9 protein-coding genes, 1 tRNA gene and 1 pseudogene are annotated in these 13,785 nt (G+C 56.2%); 5 read left to right on the top strand and 6 right to left on the bottom strand.

All coding sequences use genetic code 11. From position 1 onward, the window contains the following. Positions 1 to 32: 32 nt before the first annotated feature. Positions 33 to 249, bottom strand: a pseudogene (locus IFT53_RS11495) (LysR family transcriptional regulator); the annotation flags it as partial. A gap of 327 nt (positions 250 to 576) precedes the next feature. Here IFT53_RS11495 and IFT53_RS11490 point away from each other — a divergent pair. Further along, a complete protein-coding gene (locus IFT53_RS11490) occupies positions 577 to 2,877 on the top strand; it encodes a methyl-accepting chemotaxis protein (RefSeq protein ID WP_342365803.1) in 2,301 nt (766 codons plus the stop codon). A 400-nt stretch (positions 2,878 to 3,277) separates the two neighbouring features. Then, a complete protein-coding gene (locus IFT53_RS11485) occupies positions 3,278 to 5,488 on the top strand; it encodes a methyl-accepting chemotaxis protein (RefSeq protein ID WP_192064814.1) in 2,211 nt (736 codons plus the stop codon). Positions 5,489 to 5,553: 65 nt separating this feature from the next. Here IFT53_RS11485 and IFT53_RS11480 read toward each other — a convergent pair whose 3' ends face one another. Further along, positions 5,554 to 6,573: a zinc-dependent alcohol dehydrogenase family protein gene (locus IFT53_RS11480; RefSeq protein WP_192064813.1), complete on the bottom strand. Its 1,020-nt coding sequence runs from the start codon at positions 6,571 to 6,573 to the stop codon at positions 5,554 to 5,556. Positions 6,574 to 6,585: 12 nt separating this feature from the next. Then, a complete protein-coding gene (locus tag IFT53_RS11475; RefSeq protein ID WP_192064812.1) occupies positions 6,586 to 7,806 on the bottom strand; it encodes an MFS transporter in 1,221 nt (406 codons plus the stop codon). Between the two features lie 104 nt (positions 7,807 to 7,910). On the opposite strand from IFT53_RS11475, the gene IFT53_RS11470 reads away from it, so the two are divergent. Continuing rightward, the gene (locus IFT53_RS11470; RefSeq protein WP_192064811.1) at positions 7,911 to 8,552 is read left to right on the top strand and encodes a TetR/AcrR family transcriptional regulator; all 642 of its coding nucleotides are present in this window, start codon (positions 7,911 to 7,913) and stop codon (positions 8,550 to 8,552) included. A 191-nt stretch (positions 8,553 to 8,743) separates the two neighbouring features. On the opposite strand, the gene IFT53_RS11465 is transcribed toward IFT53_RS11470, so the two are convergent. Both IFT53_RS11465 and IFT53_RS11460 read right to left on the bottom strand, forming a co-directional pair. After that, positions 8,744 to 8,819 (bottom strand) — tRNA-Ala (locus IFT53_RS11465). A gap of 150 nt (positions 8,820 to 8,969) precedes the next feature. Continuing rightward, complete coding sequence (locus tag IFT53_RS11460; RefSeq protein WP_042616643.1) at positions 8,970 to 9,359, bottom strand: TIGR02300 family protein; 390 nt, start codon at positions 9,357 to 9,359, stop codon at positions 8,970 to 8,972. Positions 9,360 to 9,591: 232 nt separating this feature from the next. Between IFT53_RS11460 and cmk the strand changes: the two genes are divergently transcribed. Further along, positions 9,592 to 10,224: a (d)CMP kinase gene (gene cmk / locus IFT53_RS11455; protein ID WP_192064810.1), complete on the top strand. Its 633-nt coding sequence runs from the start codon at positions 9,592 to 9,594 to the stop codon at positions 10,222 to 10,224. Between the two features lie 166 nt (positions 10,225 to 10,390). After that, positions 10,391 to 12,091, top strand: coding sequence for a 30S ribosomal protein S1 (gene rpsA / locus IFT53_RS11450; protein WP_042616641.1), 1,701 nt, complete (start codon positions 10,391 to 10,393; stop codon positions 12,089 to 12,091). 75 nt (positions 12,092 to 12,166) lie between these two features. Here the strand turns inward: rpsA and IFT53_RS11445 are convergent, their stop codons facing one another. Then, positions 12,167 to 13,768, bottom strand: coding sequence for a hypothetical protein (locus tag IFT53_RS11445; RefSeq protein WP_192064809.1), 1,602 nt, complete (start codon positions 13,766 to 13,768; stop codon positions 12,167 to 12,169). Positions 13,769 to 13,785 lie beyond the last annotated feature (17 nt).

Here is a 13,785-nt window from a genome sequence, read left to right as displayed (position 1 = left end):
CTCAGCATGGATTAGATCAGTTGCAAGATAGTCTTGTAGGCAATAAGTATATCCTCGCGTGCGCTTTCAAGGGCCTCGATCGCTGGCTGAATCTGCGCGGCAAAAAACGCGCCATCTGTTGTCAGTGATCGCTGCCGGGTGGTTCGCACGAAAAGTTGGACACCAAGGTCTTTCTCGAGTGCTGCAATTGCCAGTCACGGCGGCAGCCGTCGAACTGCGCTTTGCGGCAGCCAGCAGAAAAGTCTCCAGAACCTAGTCATCAGTCATCTCGGTTATTTCAAAAAGGGCAACTGATCCTATCAGGAGTGTTGCGCTTTCGGCGTGGGATCAGCACCGCGGGATGTCGGTCAACATCGGCAGGAAGACTGCAAGGATGTCGCTGCATTCACCTTACGTCAGTGTGAAAATCCTAATTTTCGCACCTACAACTATGCATAGTAAATAGGCAAAGCTCATTATTTAAGCGTGAAAATAACCAATTCTCAATGGTCGGTACTTATAGGGTTGAGGCAATCCCTCCCTAAACGCACAGGCATTTCAATCGCTTGATGCATCACCCCCATCAGAGGCCAAAAAGTGAGCATATTCGGCAATCTTAAAATCAGGACGCGCATCATTCTCGTTGCAGCGATTCCAACCATAGCGCTTGTGGCTGCCGCATTGCAGGACAACATTCAGCGTATGACCGTCGCTTCGGAAGCAAGGTCCGTCGCCGATATCGCGTCCATGGCGCCAGTGCTGGGCGCGACAATTCATGAAGTCCAAAAGGAACGCGGAGCCTCTGCGGGTTTCGTTGGAGCAAAAGGGCAGGGTGAGTTCGGTCCCCTTCTTGAAAAGCAAAGAGAAGCAGCGGATGTTGCAATCCAGCGCTTCAAGACGCTGGGCTTGACAGACCAGAACAGTGACATGGCCCCCGCCTTGAAAGAACTGGCCGCCGCCGCGCAAGCCAAGCTGGATAGGCTGAAAGCCATGCGGCAGGATGTGACGTCGCTTAAGGCCGGTGTGCCGGAGATTGCCTCCTACTTTGCCGACACGATCGGTAGCCTCATCCACATCATTGAATCGATGAGTTCCCTGACGACCGACAGCACCATATCCAACAGAATTGTTGCATATTCTGCATTGCTGCAAGGCAAGGAGCGGGCAGGGCAGGAGCGTACGATTGGCACTGCAGCCTTCACATCTGGCAGCTTCAGCCCGGAAAGCTATCAGCTATTCGTCAAGTTCGGTGCGATGCAAAATGTCTTTTTCTCGGACTTCAACAGCTATGCGGGCGCAGACGAGCGCGCAGCATTGAAGGAAGCCTTGAGTAGCGATGCTGGCAAACTTGTCGAAAGCCAGCGTGGCATAGCGATGGCCAGTGCGTTTGGAGGCAAACTGAACAGCGTGAGCGGGGAAGACTGGTACAAGGCTTCGACCAACCGGATCAACGCGCTCAAGGCTGTCGAAGACAAAACCGGCCTCGAACTGCGCGATTTCGCCGCTGCCTCTGCTACCAAACAGTACAATGCCCTCCTTATCTCCCTTTCCATTTCCATTGGCGTTCTTGCCCTTGTTGCAGTGCTTGCCACAATCGTAACCCGCTCCATCACAAGCCCGGTTACCCGCCTCGTGAAGACGATGCGCGAACTGGCGGATGGCAATGCAGACGCTGAACTGAACGTCGTTGCCGATCGCAGTGAAATCGGTGAGATGGTGAAGTCCGTGGCCGTGTTCAAAACCAATGCACAGGAACGGTCGAAACTGGAAGCGGAAGCGCAGGCCAACCGCGCGCTTTCAGAGCGTGAACGGCTGCAGCAGCAGGAAAAAGAAGCCGCCGAAAATGCAGAAGTGCAGTTTGCGATCGATACTCTGGCGGCAGGCCTGGGCGCGATGGCCAATGGCACGTTGAACTACCGCATCAACCAGACCTTCGCGACCCGTCTGGATAAAATCCGTGTGGACTTCAACGGTGCAATCGAGCGTCTTGAGGATGCCATCGTTGATGTGAGCGGCAATGCGCAAGCCATCTCCGCTGGTTCAAACCAGATCCGCGCCTCGGCGGATGATCTCGCCAAGCGCACCGAGCAGCAGGCCGCATCCGTTGAAGAAACCGCCGCTGCTTTGGAGCAGATTACGACAACGGTTGCCGATACCAGCCGCCGGGCTGAAGAAGCCGGTCGTCTCGTGATTGAGACGCGCGAGAATGCCGAGCATTCCGGGCAGGTGGTAACGAGAGCCATCAATGCGATGAATGCGATTGAGACTTCGTCTAGCGAAATCTCCAACATCATCGGCGTCATCGATGAGATTGCATTCCAGACCAATCTGCTTGCGCTGAATGCGGGCGTAGAGGCAGCCAGAGCGGGCGAGGCTGGCAAAGGCTTTGCCGTGGTTGCCCAGGAAGTGCGAGAGCTGGCCCAGCGTTCTGCAAGTGCTGCAAAAGACATCAAGGCCTTGATTGCGAAATCAGGGGAGCATGTGAAAAGCGGCGTCGGCCTTGTCGCGCAGACAGGAGAGTCACTCAGCAAGATTGTCGAGCAGGTCAAGGAAATCAGCGTCAACGTGCTGTCTATCGTTGAAGCATCGCGTGAGCAGACAACTGGCATCAAGGAAATCAATCAGGCCGTGTCCCAGATGGATCAGGGCACCCAGCAAAATGCTGCAATGGTTGAGGAATCAACCGCGGCAAGCCACGCACTTGCACGGGAAGCCGAAGCCTTGTTCGTTCTGGTTGGTAAATTCGAAACAGATGCAAAAGCGAAATCTGCAGTTTCGAGCGCGACAGAGCGTCAGTCAGCGCAAACACGATCGCCTGCCCGGCAATTGCTGAATCGGGTGAGCTCGTCATTCTCAGGTAATGCAGCTCTCAAAACCAAGAGCTGGGAAGAGTTTTAAACCAACCCAGCTTTCACAGACTTTGTCAGGACACCTCCCTTGCAGACAAGGGAGGTGTCTTTTTGCATGAGTGAGCGACGGTCAACGTCCTTGTCCGGCAATGTCGAGCAGAATTCGGGTCCGAGCGCACCTGTGTCGTCCCAGGGCGTAGTTTTGCGCGGGGTCATGCATATCGAGATCGTTAGAATAGAATTTTGAGCGCATGGAAGGCCAGATCTTAGCGCAGGAGTAACTTTCTCTCACAAAGGGGCGTTAGGCTCCTATTATGTATAAGTTATATAAATATTAGGAATAATATTGTCATCTGGCTCCTTAGTGGCAGCATGCTTCACTGCAATGCATCTCATTGTGGAATCTCATGCGTGTCAAAACTGCACTTATCCTTTGAGGTTACCCGAGAATGAAAGCTGCTCCTCGTAAATCGTCCGTGGCAATGAAGTTGCTGGCAGTGAGTGCTGTGGCGATATCTCTATTTCTTGCTTTGACCTTTGCAGTTGTTGTGTACCAGGTACGGCACAGTGCGACTTTGATCACGATCGAGCAGGCCAAAGCGGACGCCAAAGCGATCAGCGAAGCTTTCAACGCCAAGATCTCTCTCCTTTCCGGAGGAGTCGCTTCGATTGCTGGGACCTTTGAGCAAGCCATTCAGGACAAGACGATTACGCGTGCGGATATCACCGCCACATTGCCGGCTTTGGTCAAAAAGTTCGACCTCGTGTTTGGGTCATGGTTTCTCGAAGCTGATTTTGGATTTGACGGAGCGCGCGGACCTCTTGCGGATGCGGCATCTGGAACCAATAGCTCTGGACAGTTTACTCCTTATTGGACCCGAGCTGGTAATGCACTTGAACTCGTGTTGCCGGATCAGATCGACTACAGTCAGCCTTATTTCCGGCTCGCGGCTAGTTCTGGCAAGCCCGCGGTCACTGAGCCTTATGTGGAGGATACGGCCGGTGGCTTGCTGATGATGAGCATTGCCTATCCTGTGGCGGTCGAAGGGGTTGTGCGTGGCGTTGCGGGCGTCGATATCGGCCTTGGTGCGATTGCGGATTCCTTGAAAGCCTACAGGCCATTCGGAACAGGACGGGTCTATCTGCTTTCCGCAAGCGGTGCATGGCTGACCGCGCCTGATGCCGCCATGGTGATGAAACCGTACGGTGCAGAGGGTCTCGATATCGTCCAGTCCGTTGTCAAAGGTGCGGGGCCTGCTGTTATCGAAAATGTTCAGGGCGAAGAAGGCGAGAGTGTTTACCGCGTCGTTTATCCCTTCGAACTGCCCGGCTTGAACAGCCGCTGGTTCATCGTCGAAGATGTTCCAGCCGCAGCCATCTCGGCCATTGTGAATGAACAGACGAAGATTCTCGTTGCTGGCGGACTGTTTATTCTGCTGGCCGTGGTCGTCTCGCTTTTCCTCGCCATTCGCATCTTCATTCAAAAACCCATTGGCATGCTGTTGAGAGAAGTTGCCCGTCTTTCCGATGGTGACTACGAGCTCGTCGTTGAAGGCTGTGAGCGCGCAGACGAAATCGGGGCTCTGTCGAAGGCGCTCGAAGCCTTCCGGCACAAGCTGGAAAATGGCAGGACGCTGGAGATTGTGGCTGAGCGGGAGCGGCGGGAAGCAGAGCTGGAGCGCGGGCAGACCGAGGCGGAACGTGCGGAAACGGTGCGAACCCAGAAGCTCGTCGTCGAGAGCCTGGAAAAAGGGCTTCTGGCGCTTTCCAATGGCAATCTTACCTACCGCATCTCTGAGACATTTCCGGGTCGTTATGCGGAATTGCGTACGAACTTCAACTCCGCGCTTGAGAGCATGCACGACACGATCGCAAGCTTGAACAACACCGTGACCGCTTTGACCGCTGGCACGAATGAGATCAGCCGCAGTTCCGACCAGTTGTCGCGCCGAACCGAGCAGCAAGCTGCAAGTCTGGAGGAGACGGCGGCGGCACTGAATGAGATTGGCCAAAAGTTGACGGAGAGCGCGGCCGTTGCCGGTCTTGCAGCAGAGAAAGTCAACGGCGCAAGCAAAGATGCGGAAGTCTCAGGCACCATCGTTGCCAATGCAATCGGGGCGATGGAGACTATCGAGGAATCTGCAAACAAGATGTCGCAGATCATAAGCGTGATCGATCAAATCGCTTTCCAGACCAATCTGCTGGCCTTGAATGCCGGTGTGGAGGCCGCACGTGCTGGCGAGGCTGGCAAGGGCTTTGCTGTTGTTGCAATGGAAGTGAGAGAGCTGGCCCAGCGTTCGGCGCACGCCGCCAAAGAAATCAAGGAATTGATTTCCGCATCGAGCGAACAGGTCAGGCAAGGCGTTGATCTTGTGAACGATACAGGAGATGCACTCACGCGTATTGTTGATCAGGTGCGGTCCATAAACGGTCTCATCCAAACCATTTCTGCAGCCAGCCGCGAACAGGCTGCGGGGCTGAGCGAAATCAATACGGCTGTGAACCAAATGGACCAGATGACACAGCAAAATGCTGCAATGGTAGAAGAGACCAACGCCGCGTCTGCCGTGCTGGACGATGAGGCACAAAACCTGCGCATGATGGTTGATCGCTTTGAAATTGCTGAAGGGTCAAAGTCCAAACAGGCGCGGGCAGCCTAGCCGCCGAGTGGGAACCGCCGAGGTTGCAGACGGCACCCAACTCGACCGGCCAGATGTGACTATCGTCAGCTCTGAACCGATATCATCACTCTCCCAATATGCGTCCCTGCTGCATAATAGGCAAAGGCTTCCTTCGCCTTGTCGAACGGGAAGGTACAGTCGGTCAATGGTTCAATGCCGAGACGATCCATCGAGGCCAGAAGATCCGAGAACATGCTCCGATTGCCGTTGGCGATGCCACGTATGGTGATGTTGCGCAGAATGAGCGCAGTGTAGTCGGGAATTGGTGAGGTGGTTCCAGGCGTTACGCCGATAATGATGATACGTCCGTTGGCGGCGGTCGCCGCAATGGATTGTCCGAGAGTATCCTGACCACCGGTTTCGATGATGATGTCGGCACCGGCGCCGCCGGTTTGCGTCATCAGTTCGACGCCCCATTCGGGATGGGTACGGTAGTTGATAAGAATGTCGGCGCCCATATCCCGTGCGATTGCCAGTTTGGCATCGCTGGAAGATGTGATCGCAACACGCGCGCCCAGCGCTTTCGCCAGTTTCAAGGCAAAGAGCGATACGCTGCCGGTGCCGAGGCATAAGACAAGCTCGCCTGGCTTTACTTTGGCAACTTCAATGAGCGCATTCCATGCGGTAAGGCCGACGGAGGCAAGCCCCGCGACGCGATTATCGGCAAGCTGGTCGGGGACGCGGATGACGGCTTCGGCCGGCAGTACAACCTGCTGCGCCAGCCAGCCATCATGCGTCACGCCCACATCATGGGCGAAGACGTCCGTCGTGAAAGAACTATCGAGCCATCCGGCGAAGTGTCCACACACGACGCGGTCACCTGGTGCAACGGTGTTTACGCCTTCCCCAACCGAGACAACGATACCGACACCCTCCGACATAGGGATGCGCTCTGGTGCCTGACGTGGTCCATAGACCCCACGCAGGATTTGTACATCGCGGCTGATAAGACTGATCAGCTGCGGCGCAACGATGACCTGTCCTGGCCCTGCGACAGGGTCTGGACGGGTTGTCGCAGTCAAACATTCGAGACCATTCTGGTCACCGATCTGGTAGGCCTTCATGAACTTTACTCCTCAGGATTTGTGGTGGGTACGAGGACCCGGTAAAAATGCGTGAGCCCGAGCGGTGGTGGCGATAATCAAGGCCCCTGATGCCAGCAGGAGAGCGGCCCATGCGAGGGACCCAGCGCCGTGGCTATCGAGCAGAATGCCGCCCATGAGGCCGCCTGCGGCGATGGCGCCGTTCCACACGGTCGTCAGCATGGCATTGGCGAGATCCACACCCTCGCCAGCCGCATCGGCAAGCGCCGTCTGTAGCTGCGTGGCCGCCCCACCGAAGGAAAAGCCCCAGACGACCATGGCCGAGATCATGACTGGCGTGGTGGCTGCAAACAAGGCAAGCGAAAGGGCCGTTACACAGAAAGCGCAGAGGCTGCCGAGAACAAGCGCCCGCAACAACCTGTCGACAAATGCTCCGGTGAACCAGATACCCGCAATGGCCGCCAGGCCGAAAGCGAGAAGCAGGAGATCAATCTCGTCATTCAGGCCCGAAAGAGCAGCGAAAGGCGTGATGTAGGTATAGACAATATTGTGCCCCGTCACCCACAGGAACAACACGGTGAGGACCGTCCTGACACCCAGTGTCCGCATGACGCCGGTGAGAGACAGGCGCCGCGCAGGAGGTTGGCCCGGAAAATCCGGCATTTTCCAGATGACCCACAGCAACAGAGCCAAGGTCGTTGCAGACATGAACAGAAAAGCTGCTCGCCAGCCGACGGTTGCACCAAAGAAGGCGCCAGCGGGCACGCCAAGCGCGAGTGCAAGCGGTGTGCCTGCCATGGCGATTGCCAGTGCATTTCCCTGCAGGCGCTCGATCACAAGTCGCCTCGCATAACCAGACACGATACCCCAGCCGAGCCCGGCTGCCATGCCCGCTAGAAAACGAGCAACAAGTGTGATGGCATATGACGTGGACAGGGCCGTTATCGTGTTGAAAATCAGGAACCCGGCAATGGCGAGGAGCAAGGCAGGCTTGCGACGCCAGCCTTGCGTCCACAAGGTCAGCGGGATGGCAGCGACGAGAGAGCCAACTGCATAAACAGTCACAGTCTGACCCGCGAGCGACTGCGAAACGCCCAGACCATCTGCCATTTGCGGCAGTAGGCCAGCAGGGAGAGTTTCCGTGAGGATTGCGGTAAATCCCGTCATGGCAAGAACCAGCAGAGCCGCCACTGGCAGGCGCTCTTGTGGCGTAGCAAATGTTCTTCCGCCCGGGATTGCGACTGTCTCTGCCATGCGGTTCCTTAATTCTGGGTCGTTCATTCCGGAAGTCGCATTTTAGAGTTTGCTTTGTCAAGCAAATCTGGAATGATTACTCCAGAAGAGGAAGGTAGACGGCGATGGCAAGAACAGGCAGGCCAAGGAATTTTGATCGTGATGAGGCAGTCAAGAATGCGATGCATCTCTTCTGGCAGCATGGCTACGAGGGTGCATCAACCGATCAATTGCGGCTCGCTATGGGGGGCATTTCGTCTGCGAGTTTCTACGCGGCCTTCGGTTCGAAGGAAATGCTGTTTCGTGAAAGCCTGCAGCGTTATCTGGACCAGCATGGCGGTGTTGTGAGCGCTCTTCGCGATACCAGCCTGCACGCGCGTGAAAGGCTAGAGCAGGCGCTCCTTGCTTCGGTGGATGTGCAGACCGAGGCGTCTCATCCATCTGGTTGCATGATTACCCTTTCGGCGACGATCCTCTCCAAGGACGGTGTGACGTTGCAGGCTTTGACGGCAGGTCACCGAGAGGAAACCCGAAGGGCGATCTCAGACTGCATCACCGATGGAGTTTCAACAGGCGCATTGAAAACGGCAACTGACATTTCCGCTTTGGTGTCGCTCTATGATGCAATTTTGCTCGGCGTCTCGATCCAGGCCCGCGATGGCGTCTCGATTCCATCGATCCGCGGTGCCGTCAGGGCAGCGATGGCAAGCTGGGATGCCGTGGCTAGTGATTCGGATCGCCTCTGCGCAACGGCCACTGGGAAGTAGAGCAAGCAGGGCTGCGGCCCTAGCCAAAAGCGCAGCATTTTGCCTTACAGAAACGGCGCTTCAAGCGTGCGCGTATCCAAGCCCAAAACTTGGATCGAGGTCTAATTATGCGTGAAATGGTAGTTAAGAGATCGTAAGCGCCAAGGGCGTATCTATCTGTTCTAAAAGAAAGATTGCACCTCGAAGGTGTTTGGTGGAGCTAAGCGGGATCGAACCGCTGACCTCTTGCATGCCATGCAAGCGCTCTCCCAGCTGAGCTATAGCCCCATAAGGGTTCCGGTATGTTTATCCGGTTCCGGGAACCGAAGCATTTGTTTGCGTCGGTGGCGGCTTGATACTTGTGCTTCTGCACAATGGCAAGCCGAAAAATTCGCCCGACGACATTTTTTTGACGCCGGGCGATAATTCCTGTGGAAATCAGGTCTCGTCGTCGTCGCCGTTTACGCCGATGATGCCGGAAACGTCGTCATCGTCTTCGTCTTCGTCCGCTTCCAGGAACGTATCGTCGTCATCATCCAGCTCGACGTCATCGTCGCCTTCGATATCGGGAATATCGTCGCCAGCTGCGTCGGCATCCGCGTCTTCCAGAGGCACGAGTTCGACTTCCGTGTTTTCGGTATCGACTTCGGCTACCTCTTCCTCTTCAGCCTGCTGTTCCATCTTCTTGGCTGCAGTCGTTTCCTCGAAGAAGGAAAGCGGCCAGGATTTGCCGGAATAAGGAGACACGATCGGATCACGGTTCAGGTCGTAAAACTTCTTGCCTGTATCAGGATCTGTGCGCTTGGTTCCAAGGTCCACTTTTGCCAATGTCTAAGCCTCAAATTGTGAGATGAGTTCGGTGTTTACGCCGTATTTCCGGCAGTAGACGGTAAAATTCTAGCCGGTCCCATTAATCGCTGATGCGTTTCCTGTCAAAGATAAACTTTATAAGCCACGTATACTGCGCGGCTCAGGTCCATCGCTTGATGATCCGGTACGGCCTCTGTAAGAAACCGCAGGCGGCAGTGTTTTGCCGTTTCGACAGCAGGACGGGAGAGTTATGACATTTATAATTGCCATTGATGGACCGGCCGCCGCAGGCAAGGGGACGTTGTCACGACACATTGCGCAAGCCTATGGATTTCATCACCTGGACACTGGGCTGACATACCGCGCCACGGCAAAGGCGCTGCTGGATGCCGGATTGCCGCTGGACGACGAAGCCGTTGCCGAGAAGGTGGCGCTCAATCTGGATCTTGCCGCCATGGACCGAGCTGTACTTGCCCGCCACGAGGTTGGCGAAGCAGCATCACGGATCGCGGTCATGCCTTCAGTGCGCCGTGCACTGGTGGAGGCTCAACGCGCATTCTCAATCCGGCAGCCCGGCACTGTGCTCGATGGGCGTGACATTGGAACCGTTGTCTGCCCTGATGCGCCGGTGAAACTCTACGTGACTGCAGCCCCCGATGTGCGCGCGCGTCGCCGGTTTGACGAAATCATTGCCGGGGGCGGCGTTGCCGATTACGAGGCGATTTTTTCGGATGTGAAGAAACGCGACGAGCGCGATATGGGGCGCAGCGACAGTCCATTGAAACCAGCTGAAGACGCGCACTTGCTTGATACGTCTAAAATGGGTATAGAGGCGGCGTTTCAAGCAGCCAAGTCGATTGTCGATGCTGCCTTGAAGAGATAATATGTGCGTGGAACCGGCAAGTCCGGCCCTCGTTTAGACTGGAATATCCTGAAAGCATGTCCTGCACCGGAAAACCTCGAAGAAAGAGGTGGGCATTGTTTTCGGGAATGATCAACGCGAACCCCCGGTGCTTTGTGTCCCATAGTGGATGCTCTCAGGAGATTTAATGTCAGTAGCTACCCCCACGCGCGACGATTTCGCAGCCCTGCTGGAAGAGTCCTTTGCGTCGAATGACCTTGCTGAAGGCTACGTAGCCAAAGGTATCGTCACGGCGATTGAAAAGGACGTTGCGATCGTCGACGTCGGCCTCAAGGTTGAAGGCCGCATCGCGCTCAAGGAATTCGGCGCACGTTCGAAAGACGGCGGCCTGAAGGTCGGCGACGAAGTCGAAGTTTACGTTGAGCGTATTGAAAACGCTCTGGGCGAAGCCGTTCTGTCGCGCGAGAAGGCTCGCCGCGAAGAGAGCTGGGTCAAGCTTGAAGCCAAGTTCGAAGCTGGTGAGCGCGTCGAAGGCGTTATCTTCAACCAGGTCAAGGGTGGCTTCACCGTCGATCTGGATGGCGCTGTTGCGTTCCTTCCACGTTCGCAGGTGGACATTCGTCCAATCCGCGACGTAACTCCGCTGATGCACAACCCGCAGCCGTTTGAAATCCTCAAGATGGACAAGCGTCGCGGTAACATCGTTGTTTCGCGCCGTACGGTTCTCGAAGAGTCCCGCGCCGAGCAGCGTTCTGAAATCGTTCAGAACCTCGAAGAAGGCCAGGTTGTTGACGGCGTCGTCAAGAACATCACCGATTACGGTGCGTTCGTTGACCTCGGCGGCATCGATGGCCTGCTGCACGTGACCGACATGGCATGGCGCCGCGTGAACCATCCTTCTGAGATCCTCAACATTGGCCAGTCGGTCAAGGTTCAGATCATCCGCATCAACCAGGAAACCCACCGTATCTCGCTCGGCATGAAGCAGCTCGAGTCTGATCCTTGGGATGGCATCTCTGCCAAGTACCCAGTTGGTAAGAAGATCTCCGGTACCGTTACCAACATCACCGACTACGGTGCATTCGTTGAGCTGGAGCCAGGCATCGAAGGCCTCATCCACATCTCCGAAATGTCCTGGACCAAGAAGAACGTACATCCCGGCAAGATCCTGTCCACAACACAGGACGTCGACGTTGTTGTTCTCGAAGTCGATCCTTCCAAGCGTCGTATCTCGCTTGGCCTCAAGCAGACGCTGGAAAACCCATGGCAGGCATTTGCCTTCAGCCATCCGGCCGGCACTGAAGTTGAAGGCGAAGTCAAGAACAAGACCGAATTCGGCCTGTTCATTGGTCTCGAAGGCGACGTTGACGGCATGGTTCACTTGTCCGACCTCGACTGGAACCGTCCAGGCGAACAGGTCATCGAGGAATACAACAAGGGTGACACCGTAAAGGCTGTTGTTCTTGACGTAGACGTCGAGAAGGAACGCATCTCGCTCGGCATCAAGCAGCTTGGCAAGGATGCAGTTGGTGACGCTGCGACCACTGGCGAACTTCGCAAGAACGCTGTTGTTTCCGCTGAAGTTATCGGCGTGAACGAAGGCGGCATCGAAGTGAAGCTCGTGGCACACGAAGACCTCACATCCTTCATCCGTCGTAACGACCTGGCACGTGATCGTGACGATCAGCGCCCAGAGCGTTTCTCGGTTGGCCAGGTTCTCGACGCACGCGTTGTCAACTTCTCCAAGAAGGATCGCAAGGTTATGCTTTCGATCAAGGCTCTGGAAATCGCAGAAGAGAAGGAAGCAGTTGCACAGTTCGGTTCGTCCGACAGCGGCGCTTCGCTCGGCGACATCCTTGGCGCGGCTCTCAAGAACCGTACCGAGTAATCGTTCAATAGCCTGAAATGAGAAACCCGCCGGAGCGATCCGGCGGGTTTTTTATTGGGCTGAACTATGTGGATTTCAGGAATAGCCGCTCATCCGAAGATAATAGGATTCGGCGTTATCAGTTGCTCCGTCTTTGTTCTCACCCTGCGAAAGCGATTGGTCAGTCAACATGTCATTGGCGGCAATCCGTTCCTCCTGAGGAGGGTCGTTGTCGTCCTTTTCGCTGCCGTCGTTCGCGTCTTCCGAATCGCCCTGCGACGAATGCATGCTGCCCCGCGGCGGCGCATCCGATTCCTCTTCGTCCTTGGCGGCTGGATAGGGAACATAAGGCAGAGGGATGGCTTCTTTCCCGACTATGGCCGCAAGAGCGGAATGAAGCGTCGGCTGTTCCAGCAGTGCCGCCTTGATATCCTCGGCAACCGCATTTCGCTGTGCTGCGAGCGTCTCCTGCCGTTGGGTTGCCAGGACGGTGTCTTCCGCCGTCTGGTCCACGCTCACGGTGTGAAAGTCGGACTTAGCCGCCAGCAATGGTTTTGAGATGTGCTGCGGGTCTTGCTCGGTTAGCAGGCTGGCGACGATCTGCGGTGTTATGGTTTCGGCCTGCTCGGGCAGCTTTCCGAGGACGACAGCGAGAAGGAGCTTCTCCATCTCCTTGGGTGTGGCCTTGGAAAAAGCGCCGCCTGTGGGCAAATTGTGTTGGCGTTCGACAATATTGGCGACCGGTATCGGCGTTGGGTGCTCGTTTTCTGTTGCCACATCGACAGTCAAAGGCGGTTGCTGCGCGATCAACCCTGTCCGCTGTTGCTCCGTCATCTGTGGTCGCGTCGCCAGGGCAGGCTCGTTAAGCCGTATTCGCGCCGGGGCAGCGTTCGTTTGCTGCGCCGGTTGTGGGGCGCTCTGCCCGTCGCGGGGGAGTTGCCCCTGTGCAGCGGCAGCGTTGATTGGGGTACTTGGGGTCGGTACCGTGCCGGTTGGCGCTGTCGGCACGTTTGAGGGTGCGACTATGGCGCCAGATTTGCCCGGCTGCGCCGTTGTGGACGACGGCGTCACGGATCGGTCTGAACCAATCTCTCCAAGCAGATAGTTGGCAAGGGCGACCTGTGGAGCTGGCATCTTGTTTGCAACGGTGGCAGGTGAGCTGGCCAGTGTTTTGATTTGCGGAATAACCGGGCTGTCCGGTAGGATATCCTGGAGGTAGGCCGGGATGGAAGGTTTTGCCGTTCGGCTGGTGCCGCTGGAGCGTGAAAGCTCGAACATGACGGCCAGTCGTGCCGCTTCCGGCCCTGCAGAGCTTTTCAAAGCAGTGGATAACATATCAAGGGTGATGCCACGTAACACGCTGCCGAGGGCTTTTTCCAACGCGCCTTTCTGATCCATGGGGAGCGTCTTGATGATCTCAACCAGCCGATTGACATATGCCTCGGCGCCCTCACCATCCATACGCTGGATGTTGAGCAATTTGCCAAGTGTCTCGGCAAGCACGCTGACATTGCTCGATAATTGTAACTCGCCTGACACGGCACGAATACCGGTGCCAGAGGCGAGTTTGGCGCTCTCTGATGTCGTGCCTTGAGCCAAGGGAAGCGGCGCTGGCAGTGTCGAGGCTGTATCCTGCGGTGGCTTCGCCATGGAGAACGAAACATCGGTGGCAGACACGGGGCTGACCGGCGGTAGCATGATACGCTCCCTTCTTG

The organism is Rhizobium sp. CFBP 13644 (assembly GCF_014842165.1).
Lineage (GTDB): Bacteria > Pseudomonadota > Alphaproteobacteria > Rhizobiales > Rhizobiaceae > Agrobacterium > Agrobacterium tumefaciens_C.
This window is presented reverse-complemented; position numbering and strand designations above follow the sequence as displayed.

Coding starts and splice junctions, on each gene's coding strand:
- IFT53_RS11485 (WP_192064814.1), top strand. CDS start 3,278: ATGAAAGCTGCTCCTCGTAAATCGTCCGTGGCAATGAAGTTGCTGGCA.
- IFT53_RS11480 (WP_192064813.1), bottom strand. CDS start 6,573: ATGAAGGCCTACCAGATCGGTGACCAGAATGGTCTCGAATGTTTGACT.
- IFT53_RS11475 (WP_192064812.1), bottom strand. CDS start 7,806: ATGGCAGAGACAGTCGCAATCCCGGGCGGAAGAACATTTGCTACGCCA.
- IFT53_RS11470 (WP_192064811.1), top strand. CDS start 7,911: ATGGCAAGAACAGGCAGGCCAAGGAATTTTGATCGTGATGAGGCAGTC.
- cmk (WP_192064810.1), top strand. CDS start 9,592: ATGACATTTATAATTGCCATTGATGGACCGGCCGCCGCAGGCAAGGGG.
- rpsA (WP_042616641.1), top strand. CDS start 10,391: ATGTCAGTAGCTACCCCCACGCGCGACGATTTCGCAGCCCTGCTGGAA.
- IFT53_RS11445 (WP_192064809.1), bottom strand. CDS start 13,768: ATGCTACCGCCGGTCAGCCCCGTGTCTGCCACCGATGTTTCGTTCTCC.